The organism is Psychrobacter proteolyticus (genome assembly GCF_039762275.1).
GTDB classification, from domain to species: domain Bacteria; phylum Pseudomonadota; class Gammaproteobacteria; order Pseudomonadales; family Moraxellaceae; genus Psychrobacter; species Psychrobacter proteolyticus_C.
This window is the reverse complement of the sequence record NZ_JBDLOB010000001.1, coordinates 305,285-330,865: the sequence shown is the minus strand read 5'-3', so window position 1 is coordinate 330,865 and position 25,581 is coordinate 305,285. Positions and strand designations below refer to the sequence as shown.

The 25,581-nt window shown below is 41.9% G+C and carries 21 protein-coding genes and 1 tRNA gene; 10 read left to right on the top strand and 12 right to left on the bottom strand.

All coding sequences use genetic code 11. From position 1 onward, the window contains the following. Positions 1-171 precede the first annotated feature (171 nt). From ABFV72_RS01325 to ABFV72_RS01315, 3 genes are all read right to left on the bottom strand, one after another. A complete protein-coding gene (locus tag ABFV72_RS01325) occupies positions 172-510 on the bottom strand; it encodes a RidA family protein (RefSeq protein ID WP_055124581.1) in 339 nt (112 codons plus the stop codon). A gap of 163 nt (positions 511-673) precedes the next feature. Continuing rightward, positions 674-1,921 (bottom strand): NAD(P)/FAD-dependent oxidoreductase, encoded by a 1,248-nt coding sequence (locus ABFV72_RS01320; protein WP_347161982.1) that lies wholly within the window; start codon positions 1,919-1,921, stop codon positions 674-676. Between the two features lie 343 nt (positions 1,922-2,264). Then, positions 2,265-4,469 (bottom strand): ATP-dependent helicase, encoded by a 2,205-nt coding sequence (locus ABFV72_RS01315; RefSeq protein WP_347161980.1) that lies wholly within the window; start codon positions 4,467-4,469, stop codon positions 2,265-2,267. Between the two features lie 409 nt (positions 4,470-4,878). On the opposite strand from ABFV72_RS01315, the gene ychF reads away from it, so the two are divergent. The 4 genes from ychF (at position 4,879) to ABFV72_RS01295 (ending at position 9,105) form a co-directional block, all read left to right on the top strand. Then, positions 4,879-5,970, top strand: coding sequence for a redox-regulated ATPase YchF (gene ychF / locus ABFV72_RS01310; protein WP_102094907.1), 1,092 nt, complete (start codon positions 4,879-4,881; stop codon positions 5,968-5,970). Positions 5,971-6,098: 128 nt separating this feature from the next. Further along, positions 6,099-6,632 (top strand): hypothetical protein, encoded by a 534-nt coding sequence (locus ABFV72_RS01305; RefSeq protein ID WP_347161978.1) that lies wholly within the window; start codon positions 6,099-6,101, stop codon positions 6,630-6,632. Positions 6,633-6,904: 272 nt separating this feature from the next. Further along, positions 6,905-8,320 carry a deoxyguanosinetriphosphate triphosphohydrolase gene (locus ABFV72_RS01300; protein ID WP_347161977.1) on the top strand — a complete coding sequence of 472 codons (1,416 nt, stop codon included), beginning with the start codon at positions 6,905-6,907 and terminating at the stop codon, positions 8,318-8,320. A 104-nt stretch (positions 8,321-8,424) separates the two neighbouring features. Then, complete coding sequence (locus ABFV72_RS01295; protein ID WP_057759356.1) at positions 8,425-9,105, top strand: TetR family transcriptional regulator; 681 nt, start codon at positions 8,425-8,427, stop codon at positions 9,103-9,105. Positions 9,106-9,126: 21 nt separating this feature from the next. Here the strand turns inward: ABFV72_RS01295 and gspK are convergent, their stop codons facing one another. The 8 genes from gspK to tsaA all read right to left on the bottom strand — a co-directional run bounded on the left by gspK (position 9,127) and on the right by tsaA (position 17,198). Next, positions 9,127-10,194, bottom strand: coding sequence for a type II secretion system minor pseudopilin GspK (gene gspK / locus ABFV72_RS01290; RefSeq protein ID WP_347161975.1), 1,068 nt, complete (start codon positions 10,192-10,194; stop codon positions 9,127-9,129). Positions 10,195-10,242: 48 nt separating this feature from the next. Further along, complete coding sequence (gene gspJ, locus ABFV72_RS01285; RefSeq protein ID WP_347161973.1) at positions 10,243-11,088, bottom strand: type II secretion system minor pseudopilin GspJ; 846 nt, start codon at positions 11,086-11,088, stop codon at positions 10,243-10,245. Beyond that, on the bottom strand, positions 11,085-11,555 hold the full coding sequence (gene gspI, locus ABFV72_RS01280) for a type II secretion system minor pseudopilin GspI (protein ID WP_347161971.1): 471 nt from the start codon (positions 11,553-11,555) through the stop codon (positions 11,085-11,087). Before gspI ends, gspJ begins: the two co-directional genes overlap by 4 nt. Before the next feature lie 38 nt (positions 11,556-11,593). After that, complete coding sequence (locus ABFV72_RS01275) at positions 11,594-12,418, bottom strand: prepilin-type N-terminal cleavage/methylation domain-containing protein (RefSeq protein WP_347161969.1); 825 nt, start codon at positions 12,416-12,418, stop codon at positions 11,594-11,596. A gap of 211 nt (positions 12,419-12,629) precedes the next feature. Continuing rightward, the gene (locus tag ABFV72_RS01270; RefSeq protein WP_201547429.1) at positions 12,630-13,313 is read right to left on the bottom strand and encodes a TetR/AcrR family transcriptional regulator; all 684 of its coding nucleotides are present in this window, start codon (positions 13,311-13,313) and stop codon (positions 12,630-12,632) included. A gap of 233 nt (positions 13,314-13,546) precedes the next feature. Beyond that, the gene (locus ABFV72_RS01265) at positions 13,547-14,335 is read right to left on the bottom strand and encodes a TatD family hydrolase (RefSeq protein WP_347161967.1); all 789 of its coding nucleotides are present in this window, start codon (positions 14,333-14,335) and stop codon (positions 13,547-13,549) included. 158 nt (positions 14,336-14,493) lie between these two features. Next, positions 14,494-16,281, bottom strand: coding sequence for a GspE/PulE family protein (locus ABFV72_RS01260; protein WP_347161965.1), 1,788 nt, complete (start codon positions 16,279-16,281; stop codon positions 14,494-14,496). 59 nt (positions 16,282-16,340) lie between these two features. After that, positions 16,341-17,198: a tRNA (N6-threonylcarbamoyladenosine(37)-N6)-methyltransferase TrmO gene (gene tsaA / locus ABFV72_RS01255; RefSeq protein WP_347161963.1), complete on the bottom strand. Its 858-nt coding sequence runs from the start codon at positions 17,196-17,198 to the stop codon at positions 16,341-16,343. 426 nt (positions 17,199-17,624) lie between these two features. Here tsaA and ABFV72_RS01250 point away from each other — a divergent pair, with 426 nt between their 5' ends. Together ABFV72_RS01250 and ABFV72_RS01245 are read left to right on the top strand one after the other, a co-directional pair. Further along, entirely contained in the window at positions 17,625-18,398 is a 774-nt protein-coding gene (locus ABFV72_RS01250) for a ferredoxin--NADP reductase (protein WP_101205461.1), read from the top strand. 152 nt (positions 18,399-18,550) lie between these two features. Further along, positions 18,551-18,637: transfer RNA gene (locus ABFV72_RS01245), tRNA-Leu, on the top strand. 79 nt (positions 18,638-18,716) lie between these two features. On the opposite strand, the gene ABFV72_RS01240 is transcribed toward ABFV72_RS01245, so the two are convergent. Beyond that, positions 18,717-18,962, bottom strand: a complete 246-nt coding sequence (locus ABFV72_RS01240) for a hypothetical protein (protein WP_347161961.1) — start codon at positions 18,960-18,962, stop codon at positions 18,717-18,719. Positions 18,963-19,468: 506 nt separating this feature from the next. Here ABFV72_RS01240 and dinB point away from each other — a divergent pair. From dinB to ABFV72_RS01220, 4 genes are all read left to right on the top strand, one after another. After that, positions 19,469-20,554: a DNA polymerase IV gene (gene dinB / locus ABFV72_RS01235; protein WP_347161959.1), complete on the top strand. Its 1,086-nt coding sequence runs from the start codon at positions 19,469-19,471 to the stop codon at positions 20,552-20,554. 161 nt (positions 20,555-20,715) lie between these two features. Then, positions 20,716-21,918 (top strand): tRNA preQ1(34) S-adenosylmethionine ribosyltransferase-isomerase QueA, encoded by a 1,203-nt coding sequence (gene queA / locus ABFV72_RS01230; RefSeq protein WP_347161957.1) that lies wholly within the window; start codon positions 20,716-20,718, stop codon positions 21,916-21,918. Positions 21,919-22,028: 110 nt separating this feature from the next. Then, the gene (locus ABFV72_RS01225) at positions 22,029-23,783 is read left to right on the top strand and encodes a peptigoglycan-binding protein LysM (RefSeq protein ID WP_347161956.1); all 1,755 of its coding nucleotides are present in this window, start codon (positions 22,029-22,031) and stop codon (positions 23,781-23,783) included. 51 nt (positions 23,784-23,834) lie between these two features. Then, a complete protein-coding gene (locus ABFV72_RS01220; RefSeq protein ID WP_347161954.1) occupies positions 23,835-25,508 on the top strand; it encodes a FimV/HubP family polar landmark protein in 1,674 nt (557 codons plus the stop codon). The last annotated feature ends 73 nt before the right edge of the window (positions 25,509-25,581 follow it).

Sequence of the window (25,581 nt, the reverse complement as noted above, 5' to 3'; positions counted from 1 at the left end):
TGTATTGCTTAACTGACGTTACACAGCGTAGGCTTTATCTAAAAAGCTAGCACGCCCTTTTTCAATAATTAAATTTACTTATTACCAAGCATAAAAAAGGCCACGATATCATTATCATGGCCTTTTTTATTTCTATTTGATACCGATACTACAAGTACTGCGAGCCGTCTATTACTCAGCAGCGATAGCGATCATTTCAACCAATAGCTCAGGACGTGCCAATGCTGACTCACCACAAGCGCGAGCTGGTGGCTGAATACCTTCAAACCACTGGTCATAAACTTCATTCATGGCAGCAAAGTCAGCCATGTCTTTGATCCAAACCGTGACTGATAGTAGCTTTGATTTATCACTACCAACTTCTTCTAGCAACGTTTGAATTTTTTCTAGACAAGTCAATGTTTGCGCTTTGATATCGTCTTCTGCGTTACCTACCTGACCACACAAATAGATAGTTTGGTTATGGATTACGGTTTTGCTCATACGTTGATTGCTGTGTAGCTTCTTAATCATGTCTATACCTTTCATTTATTAATTTAAGTCTGTGCTAACTATAGTCAATCCACTATAAAAGCGTTACAGTGTTAACCTCGCTTGAAGTATGACATATACATCTGCACTCGATTACCTTGTACCGCTCTTAAATTGGATCAACTATATATCAAATACGCGCTTAGTTAGAAAAACGCTGGGCACTAAATGGTGCAAGATCGACCAATGCAGGCTTATCGTGAATCATCTCTTCAACCAGACGACCTGTCATTGGCCCTAAGGTAAAGCCTTGATGACTGTGTCCAAATGCGAACCATAGTTTGTCATGCTTGTCAGCAGGACCGATGACTGGCTTCATATCAGGCATACAAGGACGTGAGCCTGCCCATGCTTCACTCTCGACTGCATCTTCTAATGGCAAGATTTTTTTAGCAAGCTTCAATACAGTTTTTAACTGACCAAAGTTTTTTGGCGCATTCATCGTGGTCATCTCAGCACCAGTGGTGATACGGATACCCTGCTGCATCGGCCCCATCACAAAGCCTTTGTCCATATCAAACATACTGTGATTAATGGTGTTCTTTTCTGTCACTTTGAAATGCTGATGATAACCGCGCATTGGGAATAGTGGCAAGTTATAGCCAAGTGGTCTGATCAAATCATTAGACCATGGGCCTGCTGCGATAACCAATTTATCACTATAGTAGGTATCGTTATCCGTGATAACTTTCCAGCCTTCGCCATCTTGAACGATTTCTTTTACATCGCTTTCTTTGATCGTACCCTGCATATCTTGGAAGTTTTTCGCATAAGCTTTCACGAGCGAGCTTGGGTTTGATACTTGCCAAGAGTTTTTCCAATGAATCGCGCCAACAAAACCTTCAAAATTGGCGCTAGGCTCCATTGCTTTTAGCGCTTCAAGGTTTAGTACGTTATGCTCAACACCTTGATTGCGTGCATCAATGGCTGCTACTTGCGCTTCTTTAAACGTCTCTTCAGAACGATGCAGTTGTAACCAGCCGTCACGCGTGATTAGCTCATCAGCACCAGATGCTTCAATCATCGTTTGATGCTCACTGGTACAATGCTCAATCAACGTCTGCCACTCTGATTCGATTTTTTTGACTGAAGCTGGCGTAGAGTATTTCCAGTACTGAAGCAGGGCTTGGTGATAACGCAAAATGGCCGGAATACGGTAACGAATGTCAGTCCCTTGGTTTGGCAATACTCTGATCATTTCTGTCAGCTGACGAGGAAAAGGATGTGTATGAATGGCTTCGCGCTGAATCAATCCTGCATTGCCGTATGAGGTCTCTGACCCTGGCAATTTTTTGTCTAACAATAATACATTTGAGTTATTTTTTTGTAGATGCCACGCGATTGACGTGCCAACCATACCTGCACCGATAACGATAACTTCGTAGCGCATAACCTATCCTTTTCTTAGGGTGTTAATACAGAGTATCAAATATAAGGGTCTAACAGAATTAGGTGGTAATAGTAACGCATTAGGATAAATTTGAAACCCTTATCTGAGAAATATTTTCGCGTCACATACTTTTGGTTATGGGGTTTTTGAGAAGGTATTTTTGATAGGAATAATACTGGCCTTGAGAAACAAGCTAGCAACAAATTTTATGAAAATAGCGTCAAATTATCCAATGTTTTTAGTTATAAAACGTTCAAGTATTCGAGAGCTCACTTATCTATATTACTGAACGGTTTTGTTAGCTTATGTTTAATTGATTGGATAATCAACTAAACATAGAACATTACCACCAAATGGGATCATCGTCTTCTATCATGGTTCGCCTTGTTGTCTCAACCGTTACCTCGTCCGCAGATAGCTCAGCGATAAAACGTGACGGTTTGTCAAAGTATCCAGAATAACTAGAAAAGTAATTTGGCGCGGTCAAATATAACTGCGTCTTTGCACGACTGCAGGCAACATAAAACAGCTTACGCTCTTCTTCTAACGCTTCAAAGTCATCCAAAGAACGGTGATGCGGCGTGATGCCATCTACCAATGAGTTAACAAACACTACTGGCCACTCAAGTCCCTTAGCACTATGAATGGTCGAGATAGTGACTTTGTCATTGCTACTATCTTGTCCATTATCCAGATTACCCATGACAGCCACTGAATCATTAGGTGGGTCTAAAGCGAGATTTTCTAAAAAGCTATCAAGGGTTGTGTGCTCTGTCGCTAAATTCTTTAATACCCGAAAATCTTCGGTACGCTCACGCCAATTTTCTTCGATCAGCTTTAAGACTGGAATATAGAACTCAAGAATATGTTCAATAGCTGTCTCGACCGATTCAGCTTGCTGTGCCTTAGTAAGCGCATGATATAGAGGCTCTAGCTGATCGCTTTTTTTCGAAAATGGCGCTGCCAGCAAAGATTCAAACGCATTATTGTCAGCAGTAATGGCTTGGGTTAATCGCGTCGCCGTTACTGCTCCTACCCCTTTAAACAAAGTTAAAATACGATGCCAAGCAATCGTGTCATTTGGGTTATAGAGTATTTTGACAAAGGCCAACACATCTTTGATATGCCGTCTTTCAATGAACTTGATACCGCCCACAACGATAAAGGGAATGTTGCGCGCCATAAACTCTAGCTGTACGTAATTGGACTGAAATGACGTACGGCATAATACCGCAAAGTCGTTGTAGTCATACTCTGGCTTTAGCGCGACGATCTTGTCAGTGATATAGCCCGCTTCTTTTGGCTCATCACTGAGTCGTCGAAATACTGGTTTGTGTCCTTCTATCGGCGCATCAGAATACAGCTGCTTTTGATAGCCTAGCGTGATTTGCGCGGACAAAGCGTTGATATAGTTTAAAACGGATGGCGAGCTGCGATAATTTTGCTCAAGCTTAATAAGTTTGGCATTAGGATACGTCTCGCCGAACAGTAAAATGTTTTCATAATTGGCACCGCGAAAGGCATAAATACTTTGATTGTCGTCACCGACTACCATCAGCGATACCGACTCAGGCTCACATATTAAGTCGATTAGCTGCTTTTGCGGAATATTGGTGTCTTGGTATTCATCAACCATAATGTAACGATATTGGCTTTGCAGCAGCTGTCGAAAGGTGTCATTGGTTTTTAAATGACGCACTACTTGGCTGATGATGTCATCAAAATCATATAAGTGATTGGCGCGCTTGTACTCATGAAAGTCAACTGCCAGCTGCTCGATGATAGGAATATGCACGGCAATATCTGGGTAGTTACTTTCGATTAAGTCACGAATTTGTATACGTCTATTTCTAGACGTCGATATGATATTTTGCAGCGTTTTTTTGCGTGGAAAGGCTTGTGACTTGGTCTGAGCAGGATACTTTTTTTCTTTATGCACCAAGTCGATAGCGTCCTCACTATCACCCGTATCCAAAATGGTAAACCTTGGATTGATACCGAGTAGCCCTGAATATTGACGTAGTAACATATTACAAAACGAGTGAAAAGTACCACTAGTGATGCTATTTAATGCTTTATCAGTTGGCAGCTTATCCTCAGCCAACTCTTCATCTGATAGTTCTTGATTTGAAAGACTGCTAGCTAGCAAGGACTTAGCTCTATCTTTTATTTCATTTGCCGCTTTACGCGTAAAGGTCAGTAGCAAAATCTCTTTAGGCGACACCCCATTTTCCAATAGATAACTGGTCCGGTAGGTCAAGGTTTTAGTCTTGCCAGAGCCTGCACCAGCAATGACTAATACTTTGCCTTCGATCGTAGTCGCGGCCATTAGCTGATCGGGATTTAGCTCACTGGCATAATCGACCTTTAACCCCAAACCACTATCTAGCCTCTGACTTAACAACTTGATGTTTGTCATCTCAGCAGTATCGATTAAGTTCGCTTCTAGTTTTTTAATAGCCTGCTCAAGTCGAGTCAGTTTAGGCTTCATCTCAAGGAAGTTCTGCGGGTATTTATAGTGGCGTGTGTCAAAAATCGAGGTTGTCATTGTCTACAATTGCCTTACATTTTATTTTGGCGATATTATCAGCGTATATCTGACTATCTATAGCTTTGGAGTAAGTATGATTTGCTAAACATAGCAGAGTATATGTGCTGAATTTTTGTGAAATTTAAGTCCTTATCTGAGCATGACAGTTTACCATATTAAAAAATAGGGTTTATCGGCTCACATAAACTATGTGTCACTCGTATTGATTCGCCTTATTCATTTTTAAGCCTCTAATATGACCTACTTTTATCATCAATCTGCGTATCGTCATCGAGTAAAAACCTGAGCATATACCGTAACAACCTCACCCCTATTCAGGTAAATTTGATACAATGTGCCCAATTTTGATTTATCATTTAACCAAACTTTATACCAACTGATTTTATTAATACATTGAGAGAATGTTATGGGTTTTAATTGCGGCATCGTCGGCCTACCAAACGTGGGTAAATCCACCTTGTTTAATGCGTTGACCAAAGCGGGTATCGCCGCTGAAAACTTTCCATTTTGTACCAAAGATCCCAACACGGGTATCGTACCAGTACCAGATCCACGCCTAAAACAACTGGCTGATATCGTCAATCCTGAACGCGTATTACCAACGACGATGGAGTTTGTCGATATCGCAGGTTTGGTTGCAGGCGCATCGAAAGGCGAAGGCATGGGTAACCAGTTCCTAGCGAACATCCGTGAGACCGATGCAATTGCTCACGTTGTACGCTGTTTCGATGATGACAACGTCGTACACGTTGATGGCCGCGTTAGCCCGATTGATGATATCGAAACCATCAATACTGAACTGGCACTCGCTGATTTAGAAGCTGTTGAACGCGCGGTATTTAACTTGACCAAAAAAGCAAAAGGCGGCGATAAAGACGCTGGCGCCATGCTTGATGTGTTCAAAAAGATTGAGCCATTACTAGCAGAAGGCAAAGCGGCTCGTGCTGCTAACCTAGACGCTGATGAGAAAAAACTCATCAGAAGCTATGGTCTAATCACGCTAAAGCCAACCATGTATATCGCTAACGTCTCTGAAGATGGTTTTGAAAATAACCCATACCTTGACGCTGTTCGTGACTATGCCACTGGTGAAGACTCTATCGTCATCGCGCTATGCAACCAGATCGAATCTGAAATTGCTCAGCTCGATGAAGACGATAAAAAAGACTTCTTAGCTGAAATGGATATGGAAGAAGCTGGTCTTGATCAAGTAATCCGCGGTGGCTATGACTTACTTGATATGCAGACTTACTTTACCGCTGGCGTAAAAGAAGTACGTGCTTGGACTGTAGCTATTGGTGCGACAGCGCCGCAAGCAGCTGGCGTGATTCATACTGATTTTGAGCGTGGTTTTATTCGTGCTGAAGTCATTGCGTATGATGACTTTATCGAATACAACGGTGAGAAAGGCGCTGCTGCTGCTGGTAAATCGCGTCTAGAAGGTAAAACTTACATCGTGCAAGATGGCGATGTGATGCACTTTAGATTTAACGTGTAACTTTAAATAGTACAGCTTATTTAAAGTTAACTAGCCGATGTTGGATATTCTCCATCATCGGCTTTATTTTATCTCTATATTGTTATATTATAACATATCTTTATTTTTCTTATTTGAGGACTTACATTATGGCGGCCTATTTTTCTAAACTTGCAGGTATTACTATACTAGGTAGTATCATGACAGGCTCTCTATTGGGCTGTCAGCCAAACAAAGATACCGATGCAGTGGTAACTGAAGAAGAATCAGTAGACGCTCACGCCAATCATGAACAAGGTCATGAAATGCATGATGATAAAGAGCATGAAGATCACGGCCACGAAGAACATGCGCACGCAGGTCATGATCATGCAGCTCATGCCAGCAACAGCACTCCTTTCTCTTGTGAGCCTACTGCTACTATCGGCGTTTCTTATCATAGCGACAGTACACCACAGACAGCGCATTTGCTCATCGATGGTATCGAATACGATTTAACGGCTACTGCTAATAGTGAAACTGATGCTGATAAGGGCATCTATACCAGCGATATTGGATTAGACGATACCCACGGCATCATATGGCAAGTAAATGGAGACAAAGCCACATTGCTCAATAAGACACTGGACAGCGATGTAGCTATCGACAAAGAAGACGTACTTTTTAACTGTCAAAAGTCTTGATATAGTCGTTTCAATATAATTTGAATACAAGCAAGGCGAGTGAAATTACTACCAGTAGTAGGCTAAGCAAAACTGGCACCGTATCCAATTTATAGGGCATTAACTCTAGTCGAAGAAGTCAAACGGGTACAAGGCCGCCGACTGCAGATTGTACAAATAGCACCTCTAAGGAGGGTAACACCGTAGCCGTTTAGTAGTTCTCTGACTATATAGCTGTACCAAGGGCGCTATTTTGCTATGCTAGAGGCTCCCTTGGTTCCGGATATTTCAATATGCTAAATAAACCAATCTCCTTGTCGTCCCCTACCACACAATGGTCACATCTCCTTAATTCACAACGTCTTGGTGCTTCCAAAAAATTTAATGCCAATACCAGTACTCGTTCTCAGTTTCACAAAGACTATGACAGACTGGTATTTTCTCACTCTTTTCGCCAGCTAAATCAGAAAACCCAAGTCCATCCATTGACCAATCAGCTCGGTATTCATACGCGCCTGACTCACTCTCTAGAAGTTTCTTCTATTGGTCGCTCTTTGGGAATGATGGCTGCCGAAAAAATCCATGATGCACTAGGTAGCGGCCTACCAGCAGGAGTTTCACCAGCAGATGTTGGCGTGATTGTACAAGCAGCTTGTCTCGCTCATGATATTGGTAATCCACCTTTTGGCCACGCTGGAGAGTATGCGATTCGTGATTGGTTTCGGCAGCCTGAACCGCAAGCAATTTTGCAAAATTTAAGCAGCAACGAGCGATTAGACTTACTGGCATACGAGGGCAATGCTCAAGGGTTTCGCCTATTGGCACGTAACGAGCATCACCCTGACAAGGGTGGTATGCGGCTCACCTGTGCCACGCTAGGCGCCTTTATGAAGTATCCATGGTTGGCGACTCACAGCAACGATGTCAATGACAACCTTTACAATGTGCAAAAATTCGGCTGCTTTTATAGCGAGGCGTCTCAGTTAGAAGAATTAGCTGCGTGTTTGCATTTACCACGCTCAGAGCAACATGATGGCTTTGCGCGCCATCCATTGGCTTACCTGCTAGAAGCAGCAGATGACATCTGTTATGCGCTAATCGATTTAGAAGATGGCATCAATCTGAATATGCTAACCTATAGCGAAGTTGCCATGATATTTTATGAGCTGATTGGTGAGCGTCCAAGCAGCGTAAACTTGCCAGCGCATATGTCTGTCAGACAGAGCCTCGCCTCCCTACGGGCACGAGCCATGATGCGTTTGGTCAATACCGTCACCGATGCCTTTGTAGCCAACAGTGATGCATTACTAGCTGGCACACTTCAAGGCAGTCTGTTTGCGCATTGCGATACCAACGTACAGAATGGTATCAATCAAGCTAAGCAGCTGGCACGCGAAAAAATATTCAATCATCCGAGCAAAGTAAGAATGGAGCTAATGGCCAATCAATGCTTGCATAGTCTATTGAATGCCTTTATGCCGCTCGCTTGGACTGGCTCTCAATCTGCTACTATGCAACCACCGATGTCTTTTGAGCAGCAACGTCTATTAAGATTGTTACAGCCTCATCTTGACGAACATCGCCGCATATTATCCGACGACATCTATCATAACGTCTTAAATATTTTGGATTTTATTACAGGCATGAATGACCACGAAGCTTATCGACTGGCGCAAGAACTGCAGGGTCATTGGGGCACAGTGGTTTAAAAGACCAATGCAGGCTTAGTAAATTAAAACGAATAGCGTATTTCAGTCGTATTTATGCGTTGAAATGAGTATGATAAACACCTACCGGACAATTTTGAAATATTATGAGCAGTCGCGAACAAAAAAAACTTCAAACTCGGCACGCCTTTTTTAATGCTGTGCTCGATTTATGTATGACAGGGCAATCTTTTAGCTCTATCAGTCTCAGACAAGTAACACGCGAGGTTGGCGTTGTGCCGACTGCGTTTTATCGCCATTTTGATGATATGGAGTCACTCGGGCGCGCTTTGGTCATTGAGGAATTGGGCGGTACGTTAGCCACGTTAAGTGATAGCCTGCAGATTGGCCGCAAACGTAGCTTTGATCGTCAAATCGCAAAAAGTATTCAGCTATTCTTGTATATGGTCAGCGATCAGCCTTATTACTGGCAGTTCTTGGTCAGTGAGCGTTATGGTGGGTCAGAAGCAGTACGCAAAGCCATCAATGAGTTGATTAAGATACATGCTCAAGGTTTGGCCGACGACTTAGCGTTGCAGCCAGCGTTTACTCATATTAATGCTTATGACCGTCGCCTATTGGCTGAGGCTGGCGTGAATATGTTCTTCTCTTGGATTATTGATTGGCTAGAGCTGACCTATACGGAAGATCATGATGATGAGATTGATCTAAACGAAATCGAAGAGAACAAACAGCTGATGCTACATAACTGTACTCGTCAAGCACAGATGCTTTTTTACGGGGCATATAATTGGAAGTCTAGCGAAGAAACACGCCTAAAAGACTAAATACGATCTCTACACCATCTTCTAAAAGCTCGGACGAAATGCCCATAGTCGCTGTGTTACTACTTTGACTTCCTTGGGCATTTTACCGTTTGCCTCACTACTATTACTCGCCTGATTATTATTAGCAGCCTCATTACTATTAACTGCTTGATTATTATCAACGACAGTTTTACTAATCAAGACTGTGGCAAAACGCTCTCTTGCCTGACCGACAGTTGCATTATCAGTCGCTGTGATAAGCGCCATAAATGCTTGGCTATCAACGGCAAGCATGGGTGTTAAGGCTTTTCGTTGCTCATCATTCACACTGCCAAATATCGGTAATTGCCATACTGCATCAATAGACGTCAGCGCCTGCTGTGCGCGCATATCTACCAGAGCCTGCATCTGTTGGCTGTTAGCACCATCAATTAGTGCGGCTAACAATACAGGACTGGCAGTATTGATATTAATAGTCACATAATAAGGCACCGCGGTAATATAAGGCCGTAATACTGCTAATGTTTCAGTACTTACCCCTTTTACTTCTAGTAGCTGATCGATGCTAACAAAAGGCTGATTTGGCAAAGCATTTGTTACTACAGCGTTTGACTGCTGCGCATATACCGTACTTTCATCACCGCCATCTTGATATACCTCGCCGTCTGCATCTTGCCAATCAAGTATAGCAATAGCAATATCAGGCTCTAGATTTAGTTGCGTGAGTAGCCGTTGGAATATTTCTAAAGCAGTAGTGTTGACCGTTCCATCTTGATACAAGTTATTAATGTTAAAACGACCAGACTCATCGCGTAGCTCGATGCTGACACTGTGACTAGCCAATGCATAAGGTGGTATGGGCTGCGCCCAGATATCTTGTATGCTATCCGTATCATTGAGATTGCTATCAGCGCGAATCATCGTCACTGCTAACTGTTGACCTGCATCGATATCTTGCAGCAACTGATTTTGATCGAACAACAGACCACTACGCCTAATTGCAATTTTTTGGCTAGCAAGCATCGACCCTGCAACCACAGTAATACTTACTACCAGTAACAAGATAGTCAGCAGTGCAACACCGCGTTGAGAGTTCGTAGTCATCGACATACATAGCCTTTGTTATTGAGCAATTGATGCATTTTAACTAATACCTTCTCAATTATTCGTTCCCGCACCGCTATTATTGTCACTACTATCACTACTGCTGTTGTCATTATTAGCATTATCATTGCTACTATCATCTGTATTATTGGCGATGCTTTGACTATTGCTATGCGATATCAGTTGCGGGGCAAGTGCCCATTGCCAAGTGATTGGCATGTCTTGGTATGTAAAGCTGACCGCGATTCCTTTCGGTAATAAAACAGCTGTGGGCCTAGGACTCGCTGTATTCGCTGATTGTCTCACCACTGTATTATTGCCGCCACTGTTAGCGTCATCACTCGGAAATCTGGTACTTAGCTCTGGTAGATAGGCTTGCCAGCTCCCTGCTGTGACACCTTCGAGCAATACGCTGTCTAGGCTGACGCTGTCGCGCCCGCCTTCCATACTGATATATTGGCGACGTATCAAACGCTCATCCGCAAAAATATATTCGATACGTTGGAGGCTATTACTACTCTGATATCGTGGATCAGGATCGGCAAAGCGTACAAAGCTGACATGCTCGCTATCTAAGCTCATAAAGGGCTCAGGCGCTATTTCATCTATTTTCTCGCTTAATTGAGTATTATTACCTGAACTAGTACTGTTGCTTGTATTATTGTTCGCTGCACTGACATTCTGGGTAGTCGCCGCTTGATAAGGGATAATTTGACCCATGTCTTGCTGTAACTGCAAATAAGCGTACTGCAAGACAGCCAGATTGTCAGCATGAAATTGCGCGCGCTCACGAACACGGTTGACCCCATCAAACACTTGCCAGCCTGCAACGGCTAACATCGCAAATATTGCCATCGCAACCATCAGCTCAAGCAGTGTAAAACCACGCTGATACCTCACAGACCACCCCCAGTCTGCTCGCTATTACCTGTTGTGCTTAAACCACTTAAATCCAAACTGCCCGTATCTTGCTCAGTATCATTTAGCATCACAGTGATATCAGTGACTGATGTACGCGTCTGTCCATCTATAATAGGCGAAACTGCAATATTTACTTCTTTTAGGGCAGGTATGATGGCGTCACCAACTGTCATTGCTATTTGCCAATCACGCCCTTGAGCATTAACGATTTGGGTGCGGTTGGCTGTCAGCCACGTCTCTTGAATACGCAAATCAGCGGCGGCATTTTGAGCGACGAAATGAGCAAGCGTACGAGTACGCAATATATCAACTGAGCTCAGATACGCACTACTAGCACGGCTCGCCGCGACGGCTACCACTGCCAAAATAGCCAAAGCAACCATCACTTCGATAAGGGTAAAGCCGCTCTCGCGCCTAGGCTTGAGTGATATAGATTTTGATGACATAGGCGGGCTTGTCATAGGAGGTTTATATAATTCAGTCACTATAACCCCTGTCCGATTCGCATGCTACCATCTGGCATTATCGTAATCACCTCGCCCACTAAACGCGAATCGTGAAGTACTTCAATGGTGACGGGCGCTGCTTGTCCTGTACCAAACCATAATACTTGGGGTACGTTTTGGTCGCTAAACCAAGGCTGTAACGTTTGGGTTCGTCCCGTATTTTGTAAACCACTAGAATCCAAATTTTGAACTCTAATACTTACGCCAGTAGGCAGCTCAGGCAAGCTAACACCTGACTCGACCTCCCAACTTGGCGTTGGTTTTTGCTCATCAGTAGAGCCTGATAGACCAGCAACCTCTGCCGACAGCTCCATAGCATTTTTAGGCTGACTGTCGATGCTATCTGGCGTCATATTAGTTGTCTGATACGCAACATATGGATTTGATAGAGTAACGATGACTGGCTCTACTTGACCTTGCCTATCTGCCTGCATACGCAAACCCATTGGCTGCATACGTTCAGCCGATAATAGTCGAACGTAGCTTAACGAATCGGTCAGATGCTCATAAAAAGCGCGATTTTTGCGGGATTCACTGCTACCGACAGACAGACTCATTATGCCAGCAAATATAGATAAAATAACCACTACCACCACGATTTCTACCAATGTAAAACCAGCCTGTGTCCGACTGTTTATTGGTGAGACTGATGATAAGTGATAAGCATCCCTTGGTATGGAGACGCAGCTGCGACAATGGTCTGTAGGTTTTGTATCTAAGCAGCTTGACTGAGACGTTTGACTAATTAGAGTAAAAGAGCAAGTAGCCGCTGAACTGGACTGAGTCTTGACAGTGACCGGCATATTGCACCTATAAGCCCAATTTTAATTGTCGCAGAATGAGAAAGGGGGTTTGAAGAATATTAGAAGATACGTGAATTCATACTGCAATTCGTGCTGCAATAGTAAGCATTACAACACGATTTATTAAAACCAAGAAAAATTCATAACCCAAAAATTACTTGCTAATTTATTAATAGTTACTTTACTAGGGGCTACTTTACCAATAACTACTTTAATAGTTGGTATTGCGATGCTCTTCTGACTCAGTGTCGATTTGCTCGACCAGCTCCTGCATGTCTTCATCCATGACACCGCTATCATCAGCCGGATAATGACTTGGTAACTCTAGTACTTGTCGAACAAACGCCACTCGTAACGTATCACGGCGACCCAAGTAACGCTGATAAAAACTTGAATTCAATAGCCCTGCGCCGCCCTGACCAATTGCCCAGATAGATGATAAATAATCGCGCGTACTCAAATTACTGTGTTCGTCTTTGAGATAAGCGCTGATGATATCGATCAAACGTTTCATACGTTGACGGCGAATATCATATAACTCACCAAACAAACGATTGAGACCAGTTACTGATGCTGCCAAACGCTCTTCAATTTGGTTCAAAAGCATGGCTTTTTGCGGATTGAATAACTGCTGGAAAATCATACGGGCAACGCCTGCCGACGGGCAGTCATCAATACGGTTAATCTCAAACAATTGCTCTTCGTAACGAATAATAATACGCAGATAAAGCTCATCTTTACTGGAGAAATGCTTGTACAGGGTGCCTTTAGCCAAATCGAGCTGATCCGCCAAACTGTCTAAAGTGATATCACCATCGCCTGACTCAAGTAGCAATTGTTCTGCCATCGCTAAGATGTTCTCTTCTCGTGCCTTGAACTGGTGCTGACGACTCATAATCTCTCCTAAAACATGACAAGATTAAGCATATGACCATCAATTATGTGCGTACATTTGGCAATGAACGTATAAAACTATACAAGAACTGCTGAAATACCATAAAAGGGATATGCTTATATTTACAAATAGTCATTGATAATCATATAGTTACATTTAGCAATTCAAATACTAAAGGGGATTGAACTATACGACTATCACATAAATGACTGACTGGTCATAGCATAACCATTTTAGCGATACTGTGCCAGTAAATTTTCAAAGTTTTTTGCGGTTAATGCTCCGACCTCGTTACTATCACAACCATACATATCTGCGATAAAGCTCGCGACGTAGGGTACGTATGCAGGCTCATTGGGACGACCACGTTTAGGTACGGGCGCCAAATATGGACTGTCGGTCTCAATCAAGATTCTGTCTCTAGGCATGTGCCTTGCAGCATCTTGGATATTTTGGGCGCTTTTAAAACTGACAATGCCTGAGAAAGAGATATAAAACCCTAAGTCTAAAGCACGTTTCGCAGTCTCCCAGTCTTCAGTAAAGCAATGGATAATACCATGCTCAGCGCCTTCACTCTTTAGGATATCGATCGTATCTTCTTTTGCGTCACGCATGTGTATGACAAGCGGTTTTTTCAGTCGCTGACTGGCATGGATATGACGTGCAAGACTGGCTTGCTGCTCTTTTTTATTTTCTGTAGACCAGTAGTAATCTAGCCCTGTCTCGCCTATTGCCCATACATGCTCTTTATCAGCAGTCTCTATCAGGCGCTCAACCGTCGCTGATTTCAGTACCTCAATATCCTCACAAGGATGAATCCCTACACTCATCCCTAGATTTAGTGTCTCGTCACCATAGGTACTCACAATATTGGCAATCTCGTCATACTCCGCAAAATCACACATGATTGCCATCGCCCGGGTAACATTAGCAGTTTTCATGGCGTCAATCGCGCCAGATAATTTACCATCATATTTCGTCAAATCTAAACGGTTGAGGTGACAATGAGTATCTGTAAACATAAATAATCTCGTTGTTAAAAACTTATCAATTAAAAGTCTGGGAATTAAAAATTTGAATCTTATTTGCATTGATTGCTGTGAAGGAAGCTGTTTTCAAGTGGCATCATATTTCCCACTTTTAAAAACCTATTCACTAATGCACGTCCTAATACATGAGACTAATTGAGAGGCACGACTCGCATCACCTCTTCTATGGTTGTCACACCTTCACTAATACGTTTTGCACCTGATAAACGTAATGGCTGTAGACCTTCTCGATAGGCTTGTTGTTTGAGTACATCTAAATTTGTATCGACTGCGACCAGTTTTTTTAATTCGTTAGACAACGGCATAATCTCGTATAAGCCGACTCGTCCCTGATAACCAGTATGTCGACAATGCTCGCAGCCTTGAGCCATATAAATTTGTGCTGGGGCAGGTGCGCGCCAAGGTTGTACCAACTCCTGCCATTGAATGGCAATCTCACTGTCTGGCACAACGTCTACTGCTTTTTTGCAATGCGGGCATAGCGTACGTAACAAGCGCTGTGCCATTACGCCCAAGATAGTTGCTGATGTCAGAAATGGCTGAATACCCAAATCATGCAAACGAGTGATTGAACTTGGCGCATCGTTAGTATGTAATGTCGAGAGCACCAAATGCCCTGTTAATGAGGCTTGTACTGCCATATTGGCTGTTTCGGCATCACGAATCTCCCCTACCATAATAATATCAGGATCTTGACGCATCAAAGAGCGAATGCCGTCAGCAAAGTTTAAATCGACACCTGGATTCACTTGCATTTGGTTAAATGCAGGTTCAATCATTTCAATAGGATCTTCAATGGTACAGACATTGACTTGTTCAGTCGCTAACTGCTTGAGAGTACTATACAAGGTCGTGGTTTTACCTGACCCTGTAGGCCCAGTGACCAAAATAATGCCGTTTGGATGAGCAGTCAATTCATGCCACGTTTCAAGCTGTTTGCCCGATAGACCAAGCTGAGCAAAGGAACGTACCAGTACTTCAGGGTCAAATACCCGCATGACTAGCTTTTCACCGAAGGCGGTTGGCATAGTCGATAAACGAAGCTCTGTCTCTAACCCCTTCGGCGTTCGCGTCTTTAAACGACCATCTTGCGGCTTACGCTTTTCTGCAACATTTAGTCGCCCTAAAATTTTGATACGTGCGGTCACCGCGACGATGATTGCCAATGGCATCTCATACACCGTATGTAGCACACCATCGATACGGAAGCGCACTTTACCTGTCTCACGGCGTGGCTCTAAATGGATATCACTAGCTCGTTGCTCAAAGGCATATTGCAACAGCCAATCAACAACTCTAACTATATGCTGATCATTGGCATCAGGGTTGGTGTTGTCACCCAATTGCAATAATGCTTCGACATTGGTCACATCGGCAGCTGCACGCTTATGGACACTATTTGCGCCTGCGATCGCTTGGGTGACTTGATAGAATTCCTGCCGGTAGCGTTTGATCTGCTCAGGATTGATATAGACCGTACGATAGCTTTTTGATTTGATCAATTTTTCAATACTTGAGTGCCAGTCAGTATAAAAAGGCTGATCCGTTCCAATAATCACTTCGTCTACAGCGACCTCAATCGGTAAAATATGCTGTGAACGTGCATATTCAAATGACATCAATTGTGTGACTGCAGGGACATCAACTTTTAGAGGGTCAATACGAACGAGAGTCATATCTGCTTTAGCCGCTAGCCATTGGTTGAGCCAAGCCAAAGTTAATTTATTTTCAGCGCTAATGTCCGTCGCATGGCCATTAGGCAAGCCAAATTCACTAATCGTTAGTAGAGGGTGCTGCGCTTTGTCGCGACGGCTAGTAATGACTAGGTTATAGCCGCGTTGGTCAATCACTTTATCTGCCAATAGCTCATCTAGACACCAACGCAAATCAATCACTATCGAGTACTGTTGAGCAGACATATCTCTCTTCTTCTATTATTTTAAAATTTGTTGTCAAAAACGATACCAATGCAAGCCAGCTACACCGCAACCACAGCGATTATCTGTAGCTGTCCTGATTCTATCAACTGAAAACTCACATCAACCGATTTATAACGCATAACAAATGGCGTGGCTATCTCTGTCCGTCGATAAGCTGGACGCGGGTCTTGGGCAATTAATTCTTTAATAATGCTCATATCTGAGCCTATCAATTGACTTTGTATATGATGAACTGTAGAAGCAACTGTCGCACTATTCGATCCAGTGTTTGCGTCTTTAATATTTGTATCATCATTATTAGCATTACTAGGCTCGCCTACGCTTACTAGCATCATAAACTGTTCGTTAGCAACATCGGTCACGGTTACGTTTAATAATTCTGGAGCAGTTGGTGCAAAACCACTCTCTGTCTGAATTAACGCATCACTATAGGCCACATATGGCTTTATATCGATGATTGGCGTGCCATCTATCATATCAGCACCTTCGATAATCAATAATACACGACCTTGAACTATTTTGACCTGTTCGATCTTGACGACAGATAGGCCTAGCCCTGAAGGCCGATACATACTGCGACTGGCAAACACCCCTATTTTTTGATTACCACCCAATCTTGGTGGGCGTACTTGAGCGCGAAAACGAGTACTGGTTTCATTGTTATTTTTATATCGATAATTATGATGAAACTGCCAACTCACCCATATATGACTAAACTTATCCAAACCATCAAATGCAGCTGGCGTATCATATGGCGCTAACATCTCAATGACACTAGTCAAAGCGACCAAGTTTGGCTGGCGCGGCGCACCGAATTTTTGTGACAGCGGTGCACGATGATAGCCAATAACAGGAGCTTGATGGTAGTTATCTAACAGGGGATTCTCATCAAGCATAGACCAACTCCAATAATACAAAACCGGCCTAATAAAGCAGTTTTGCCAAATGATACAAAATTACTCACTAACGATATTCCATTTTATCATGCTAGACAATCACTGCTAGACGGATTTTTATTTTAAAGTTTGGTATTATGAGCAAGAAATTTGATGAGAGTCATTTACATTTGGATGATATGACCAGTAATGCTGTCATCGTTGACGCAAATCTACTATGTCTAATGGCGTAATAGCTGGCTGTATACAAGATGATAAACCAGCTGTATTACGTTTACTCATCATTTACTCGTTCATAAAAATAGCAGTTTCGACAACGATTAAAAGACTGATACGTTTTTATAATGTTCAATCTAACATTGAAAATTCTGATTTAATACTTATTCAAACTTAACACATAAATAACAACTTATTAACGAGGACTTTATGTCAAAACTTCGCACCGAAACGGTCACAGAGGTTCATCACTGGAATGACTCTCTATTTAGTATCAAAACCACTCGTGACGATGGCTTGCGCTTTCGTAATGGCGAATTTGCGATGATTGGACTTGTTGTTGATGGCAAGCCACTATTACGCGCTTATTCAATCGCCAGCCCTAACTATGAAGATCATTTAGAATTCTTCTCTATTAAAGTTCAAGATGGTCCATTAACTTCACGTTTACAGCATATCAAAGTAGGTGATGAGCTGTTAGTCAGTAAAAAACCAACGGGCACACTAGTATTGGACGATCTGCTACCAGGTAAGAATCTGTATATGCTCTCTACTGGTACTGGTCTTGCTCCGTTCTTGTCACTAGCACGTGATCCTGAAGTGTATGAGCGTTTTGACAAAATCATCTTAGTGCATGGCGTACGTCATGTTCATGATTTGGCTTATCGTGAGATGTTTGAAAATGAGCTGCCTAATGATGAAATCTTTGGTGAATGGTATCGCGAAAAATTCATCTATTATCCAACTGTTACGCGTGAAGAATTCAGAAACCAAGGACGTGTCACTGATTTGATGAAATCAGGCAAATTGTTCGAAGATATTGGTTTACCACCAATGAATAAAGATGACGACCGTGTCATGCTTTGTGGCAGCATGCCGTTTAATGCTGAGGTTTCTGCTATTTTAGATGACTTTGGCCTGACTGTTTCACCACGTATGGGTGTGCAAGCAGATTACGCAGTTGAGCGTGCCTTTGTCGGCTAGAATGCTGCTATTTAGCATCATTAGAATAAATGAAAAATTGTATAAAATAATACTTGACGCATGTAAATAGGCTGCTATAATACGCAGCCTATACAGTCAACACTGTAGCCCAATTCGGTAATATTTATTCAATAATTATTATCACCTAACATGCCAGTGTGATGGAATTGGTAGACATGACGGATTCAAAATCCGTTGCCTTTAAAAGCGTGTCGGTTCGAGTCCGACCACTGGTACCAATATTTAGTACAAATTAGCCTCCTTTATCGGAGGTTTTTTTGTGCTTATTATATTTGTCCTATCAAGCTCTCAATTCATTTATATCGATACTTCAAATGGCATAACAGCGCTTATCTTAATTGGTACCGCATAACTCCACGGCATGCCAGCACTACAATAAAAATACCCATCATTAAATGACACAATATAAGCGGTAAAATCATTACCACACTGATCCATCATCGCTTGTTCATCGCTTTCATCACAAACCGCGCACCATATGTTTTTGTCACCGCGCGCTAACATTGCTCGTGTCAAATCGCTCCCTTTTAATTCATGACTCATCATCAGCTCCTTAATTATCTTGAACTTTCTCATTACTATATTTTTAGAAAGTTAATTTACCAGTACTCAATTCATAAGTTTGGTATGAGCTATAAACAATGTTTTATCAGGTAAATAAAATTCCTATAAAAAACTATTCATTACTTTCATAACTATTGATTGTTGTGGTTAATATATTGTAAAACGATAGCATTAGAACTGTAACATATAACTATAATATTCATGATGGAAGGCGATAACATTCAGACAAGCGGTATAGAAAACCTGAGAAACTTAAGGTATGTACCATAAAGAACATCTACTAGTAAACATATGTTAACTATATTGAATTTATTAGTGCTTTAATGCCATATACCTTTGACTATTAACCTTACACTATATTTAATTATTGATATATAATTTATTCATATATTGCCATATTTTTATGGTTCTATATTTGAAAAATCCCTTTACCGTTTAATAATCGATACTGAAATAAAAGTATTGAGTGATGTAAAATATCAATAATGAAAACTCTTACAGCATCCAATTCACGTAAAATCATTCATATAGATATGGATGCGTTTTATGCCAGTGTAGAACAACGTGACTTCCCAGAATTACGGGGCAAGCCATTAGTGGTTGGTGGAGATCCAAATGGTCGCGGTGTTGTAGCAGCGGCTAGCTATGAGGTACGTCAGTTTGGGGTGCGCTCAGCCATGTCTTGTTATGAAGCTCGCAAACGTTGCCCAGAAGTCATATTTGTCAGACCACGTTTTGAAGTATATCGAGCTGTTAGCAGCGATATTCGAAATATCATGTACAGCTTAACGCCTCATGTTGAGCCATTATCGCTAGATGAGGCTTATCTTGATGTCACTGGTCTTACTGTACATAAGGGCTCAGCAACATTGATGGCCAACTGGTTAAGAGCACAAATATTGCAACATACAGGATTGACTGCTTCTGCTGGCGTGTCCTTCAACAAGATGTTGGCCAAGATTGCCTCTGATATCAATAAGCCTAACGGCACCGCTATTATCACGCCAGAAGACGCTGATGCTTTTATCAGCACACTACCTATTGAACGATTTCATGGGATAGGCAAAGCAACGGCAAGGCGATTACATGCGATGGACGTGACTAACGGTGCTGATCTACGCCGTATGTCAGCCGAAGTATTGATTAATGAGTTTGGTAAGCGAGGACAGTTTTATCATGATATCGCTCATGGTCGCGATGAACGCGCTGTCAAATCTGAGCGCCTGCATAAGTCTGTTGGTTCGGAGACTACTTTTAGAGAAAACCTAAACGATGACACGGCGTTACGTGTACAAATCTATGAACAAAATGCGGATGCCTTCGCGCAACTGCACAAAAAAAATCTCATTGCTCATACTATAACACTCAAGGTTAAGTATGCTGACTTTACTCAGATTACCCGTACGCACACGCTAACCACCGCTTTTAGTAGCGCTGAATCTGCACATTACTGGTTAGATAAGTTATTCTTAGATATTCCGCGCCAGCTCCCTATCCGATTAGTCGGGGTCACTTTTTCGTCATTGACACCTGCAGCCCAACTATTGCCTCAATTAAATTTATTTGAGTAAAATAAGCAAAGACTAACGTAATAAACATTAGGACAGTTAAATATTATTGCTTAGGCTATTCAAATGTGTTTTGTGCACTTTGACTACTTAGTAAAGCAACCTTTTATAGCAGTATTTCTGCTACAATTATGCCAAAATTTTTATCCATTTAAAGACTGATTATGACCAACGCTCACACTGCATCTACCGATTCTAATGCCCCGCTTGATACCAATCAAAACAGTGACGTCTTAGATTATCTAAGCGTGGAAGATTACGACTATGACCTACCAGATCGTTTGATTGCGCGATATCCATTAGCGCAGCGTTCTGCTTCAAAACTTTTATACTTGCCTGCTCATACTGACACGAATGCTACGCCTGTAGAAGACTGTTTGTTTTCTGAGTTGCCTGAATTATTAAACGCTGGAGACCTGATTGTATTTAATGATACAAAGGTGATGAAGGCACGCCTATTCGGTCAGAAAGACACTGGCGGTAAACTTGAGGTCTTGATTGAGCGATTGGTTAATGTCTCAGACTTAGATATAGCAACACTGCATTTAGAAGATTCAGATAATGAGTCAGTCAACCAAGAACATATTGCCCTTTGCCATGTAAAAGCCAGCAAAGCACTGAAACTTGGTCAACGTTTTCAACTTGCTGATGGTCATATGAGTGGCGCGATGATTGGTCGTCAGGACAACTTATTTATCTTAGCCTTTGATGCACCAATTTTGCCTGATTTAGAACTTTACGGCGAGTTACCTATCCCGCCCTACTTTGAACGTCATGCTGATGACACCGATAAGACTCGTTATCAAACGGTGTTTCATGATCCTGCTAAGCTTGCAAGTGTCGCTGCACCGACAGCAAGTTTGCATTTCGATGACTTGGTGCTCAATAAATTGGCAGAAAAAGGCATTAATACCGCTTTTGTGACATTGCATGTTGGCGCTGGTACCTTTGCGCCAGTTAAAACAGACAATTTACTCAATCATACGATGCACAGTGAGTACGCACATCTGCCACAAGCAACTGCTGAACTGATTAATCAGACGCATGCAAATGGTAATAAGGTTATTGCTATTGGTACCACGGTGACTCGCGTCCTTGAAACGGCGTATCAAAAAACGGCTATTAATGGACAAGCACTCTCTAGCTGGTCAGGGGACACGGACATCTTTATTTATCCAGGGTTTAAATTCGGTGTCATTGATCGACTATTAACAAACTTTCATTTACCCAAATCGACGTTGCTAATGTTGGTATCAGCTTTTTCTGGCAAAGCATCGATTGAACAGGCCTATCAACACGCTATTGAAAAAGAATATCGATTCTTTAGTTATGGCGATGCGATGTTACTTGATAAGAAAATAAGCTGAACATTAAATAAACATTTATGTGTTGGACGCAACAGTTGTGAAATAAACTGGTAAACTAAACCGTACTTTGTTATAACAGCAAAGATAACTTATTTTGTAAAGGACTGCTCATGTCTTGTCATTTATCTCGTCGCTTGACTCCTGTACATCGCGCGGTATCGATGGCATTACTTTATTCTGTAGGTTTGGCCACTATTATTCCAAGCGCGCAAGCGGCAACTATCGGTAAGACCGTAGTTAGCTCAGCTCAGCATGAACCGTTGAGCGCAAGTATCGTGGTCACCGACATACGAGCGGCTGACTTTTCAGCGAGCTTGGCCAATCCGGTCATCTATCAACAGATGGGATTGACGCCGACTGATTCAATGCAGGTGCGCTTTCAAGCAACTTCAGCGACCAGTGGTCAGGTATTAATCAGCACATCACAGCCTGTGTCCAAGCCTTTTGCTGATTTGGTGTTATCGATCAATGATAATGGGCAGCAAAATGTCGTACCAAAAACATTATTGATGCCATTAAATGATAGTCTACCGATTAATAATGCTTCCAAGAACAGTGTTAAAGGCACTCAGAAACTCAATTTACCAAGTGTTTCTGCAAGCGCTGCAAAACCGTTAACCGTAAGAAAAGGTGCACCGCCGCCATTAATATCGGTATCTAACGCTGCTGCAAATAAACCAGCTCTAGTAAACATAGCAGCAGTTGATTCCTCTATTTCTAGATCAGTGTCTAACATACAAGCTCCGACAGTGACAGCTACTTCGCAGACTAGCAATTTTACTTACTCGCCTAGTCGGCTTGATAATGGACGCTTGAATAGCGACTCTGATATAAAAAATCCTAGCAGGAATGCAAAGAAGACTAACAACAGCCTTAATTCAGCGAACCGTTTAGATAGCACTTTCTTAAATGTAAACAACACTGAAACTACGAAAGTTAGTGCCAATGATAGCGATAAGGCAAGTGTTAAAAAGACTCCAATCTTAGATAAAGTATTGATTGATAAACCACTCGATACTCTAAATATTCAAGTCACACGGCAGATACAGCCGAGTCGTAAAAAAACAGACGCTGACGCATCACCCGTATCGACTCTGACTCCTAGTATCATCGCAAGCAATACTGAGAAAAATGCTACTGGCGTCTTAGCAGCTTCTATTGACAATACAACGTCGAAAACTACTAATAGCGCTATCAATACTGTGCCTTCAAATGATAGAGCAACAGATAGTACGACAGTTAATCAATACCAAGTACAACGTAACGATAGCCTATGGATTATTGCTCAGCAGATAGCGCAAGAAAATAACCTAGATACTTCCATCGTGATGAAGCAAATTCAGTCACAAAACCCCGATGCCTTTATCGATAAAGACGCAGATCAATTAAAAGCAGATGCTAAGCTTATTTTGCCTAGTTACGATGTTATACCATCACAGAAAAATCTAGAAGCGGCCATCGATGCACAGAGACAGTATATTCGCAGAGCAAATACAGCGGCGATGCAAAAAACAGCTCAAAGACCTTTTAAAAAACCTTCTATAAGTACGCAAGCGGTCAAACGCCCTGAAAAAGCCACGACAACTAAAACACAGAATTTATCAAAAGCACAATTTTCTGTGCTTGCGCCTGGGCGAGATGGCAATGCAGATGGCACTCAAGCAAAAGCGGCATCAAACATAGGGAATGGTTTGAGTACAGATATATTAGAGACACTCAAAGCATCGCGGCAACAAGCAGCATCACAGGCTCAACGATTATCAAGTACCAGTAGCACTCTTAATAGTTATACTAAAAAAATTCAATTACAAAACCAGAAATTGGCTGAGCTGCAGGCTCGTCTCGAAAAATTACGCAATCAATAATTGCCGAACTGATTCATATATTAGATTGTGATCACAGGCGTAGGAATAACTATGGACAATATGCTATATATCATCGCCGGATTGGCGCTTATCTTGTTAGTTGCTGCTTTATTCTTGCGCAAAAACAAGGCACAGAAATCGTCATCATCGCCTATTAATGCAAGAAAAGGTACGCCTACTCCATCACCAAAAGTAGATTATGGTACTCCTACCCACACTAATGTCAGCAATAGCCATAAATTTGACCATATCACTATTGCACAGCGTTTTATTGATCAGCAGCGCTATGACAAGGCGATCGAAACTATTAAACGTGGTTTAAGTGAGAAACCTAATGATGGAGCACTTTCTCTTAAACTACTCAGCATATACGCGACGATAAACCAGCCAGAAGATTTTGATAATATTTATGAGTCCATAAAAACTCATAATGATAGTCAGACTATCGCTCAAGCAGATGAGATAAGGAATCTATCTTTTGATGAATTAGAACCTGCCGCTGCGCAAACATTAACAACGGACAATTCCAATGATGCCTTTGGCGGTATTAATTTTGATCTGCCTACTAGTCAGAATGATAGTACTGATGCAGTAGCTCATCAGTCAACTGAAGAAAGTGTTGACGATACTGCAATAAATGAGACTGTAATAAATGAACCTATCGACAGCTTAGAGTTATCAGACAAAGTCGACAATGTTAGTTCTATTACCGAAAATCCGAATGATAGCTTTGATCTGACGCTCAGCGATTTAGAGAATGATTTCGTTGCGCCTAATACGACAAATGAAATGCCTGTCACACCGTTAGACAATGTAGATAACGACGTTTTAGAGAGCTCTGCTAACGATAATATTAGTAATAATGAAGATGATGAACTCAGTGACTTTGAGTTTGACTTTGATTCATTTGATGATACTTCGAATGAATCATCTATAGACACTAACCTCTCATATAATGACAATGAGAAAGCAGTACCAGAAGAAGATTTTATCTTAGACTTTGATGATTTAGCAGACGATACAGATAAAAATGATGTCGTGACTAATGACGTATCTATCAACACAGAACAATACTCTGTTGATGCTATTCAAAGCGGTGAAGATGACTTTACTTTATCTTTGGGCAGTCTAGATACATTAGATGACATCGATACTAGTTCTAATGATGACCTATCTACGACTGAAAACGACAATGATTTCGACAATTTTATTCTGGAAAATACTGATTTTGGAAACAATACTCCTGAGAGTATGACCCTTGAAGAAGAAAGCTTTGCAGATATTAATCTTGAGGTACCATTACTCAATGATGATATTGATGTTAATGATATTAGCGATGTTAAAGAATCTAATATCACACCTGCTGCACCATTGAGATTTGATGACAATACGCTGATAGACGATGATTTTGATATTGACGATGCTGATTCTCTATTTGACGCTCCATCGGCCACTACCCCAGTCTCTACAGCTGCGCCAGTTGAGAGTGACACTTCTATCACGCCTCAAGAGACTGAATCAGCAGAAGATTTTTCATCACGTTTCGCAGAAGATTTTGATTTCGTAAAGTCATTAGACAGTAATCAAGTGACGTTAGACTTGGCAGACCAATACCTACAACTAGGTGAATATGACAGTGCAAAGCGTCTACTCAATGAGGTGATAGCTCAAGGTACCAGTGAACAGAAACAGCAAGCACAGCTATTACTTGAGCGTACTGCGTAGTCGATAGTCTAGTCTCTTATCAGCAAGTATTTCCTAATCACGGGATGCTTGCTGATTTTTTTGCATTTAACTC

Excerpts from the sequence above, each read along its gene's own strand:
- ABFV72_RS01320 (WP_347161982.1), bottom strand. The coding sequence starts at position 1,921 with ATGCGCTACGAAGTTATCGTTATCGGTGCAGGTATGGTTGGCACGTCA.
- ABFV72_RS01275 (WP_347161969.1), bottom strand. The coding sequence starts at position 12,418 with ATGCCGGTCACTGTCAAGACTCAGTCCAGTTCAGCGGCTACTTGCTCT.
- tsaA (WP_347161963.1), bottom strand. The coding sequence starts at position 17,198 with ATGCTTGATGAGAATCCCCTGTTAGATAACTACCATCAAGCTCCTGTT.
- ABFV72_RS01225 (WP_347161956.1), top strand. The coding sequence starts at position 22,029 with ATGTCTTGTCATTTATCTCGTCGCTTGACTCCTGTACATCGCGCGGTA.
- ABFV72_RS01240 (WP_347161961.1), bottom strand. The coding sequence starts at position 18,962 with ATGAGTCATGAATTAAAAGGGAGCGATTTGACACGAGCAATGTTAGCG.
- queA (WP_347161957.1), top strand. The coding sequence starts at position 20,716 with ATGACCAACGCTCACACTGCATCTACCGATTCTAATGCCCCGCTTGAT.
- gspK (WP_347161975.1), bottom strand. The coding sequence starts at position 10,194 with ATGTCGATGACTACGAACTCTCAACGCGGTGTTGCACTGCTGACTATC.
- ABFV72_RS01220 (WP_347161954.1), top strand. The coding sequence starts at position 23,835 with ATGGACAATATGCTATATATCATCGCCGGATTGGCGCTTATCTTGTTA.
- ABFV72_RS01265 (WP_347161967.1), bottom strand. The coding sequence starts at position 14,335 with ATGTTTACAGATACTCATTGTCACCTCAACCGTTTAGATTTGACGAAA.
- ABFV72_RS01295 (WP_057759356.1), top strand. The coding sequence starts at position 8,425 with ATGAGCAGTCGCGAACAAAAAAAACTTCAAACTCGGCACGCCTTTTTT.
- ABFV72_RS01315 (WP_347161980.1), bottom strand. The coding sequence starts at position 4,469 with ATGACAACCTCGATTTTTGACACACGCCACTATAAATACCCGCAGAAC.
- ABFV72_RS01260 (WP_347161965.1), bottom strand. The coding sequence starts at position 16,281 with ATGTCTGCTCAACAGTACTCGATAGTGATTGATTTGCGTTGGTGTCTA.
- ABFV72_RS01250 (WP_101205461.1), top strand. The coding sequence starts at position 17,625 with ATGTCAAAACTTCGCACCGAAACGGTCACAGAGGTTCATCACTGGAAT.
- dinB (WP_347161959.1), top strand. The coding sequence starts at position 19,469 with ATGAAAACTCTTACAGCATCCAATTCACGTAAAATCATTCATATAGAT.
- ABFV72_RS01300 (WP_347161977.1), top strand. The coding sequence starts at position 6,905 with ATGCTAAATAAACCAATCTCCTTGTCGTCCCCTACCACACAATGGTCA.
- gspI (WP_347161971.1), bottom strand. The coding sequence starts at position 11,555 with ATGTCATCAAAATCTATATCACTCAAGCCTAGGCGCGAGAGCGGCTTT.
- ABFV72_RS01270 (WP_201547429.1), bottom strand. The coding sequence starts at position 13,313 with ATGAGTCGTCAGCACCAGTTCAAGGCACGAGAAGAGAACATCTTAGCG.
- ABFV72_RS01305 (WP_347161978.1), top strand. The coding sequence starts at position 6,099 with ATGGCGGCCTATTTTTCTAAACTTGCAGGTATTACTATACTAGGTAGT.
- ychF (WP_102094907.1), top strand. The coding sequence starts at position 4,879 with ATGGGTTTTAATTGCGGCATCGTCGGCCTACCAAACGTGGGTAAATCC.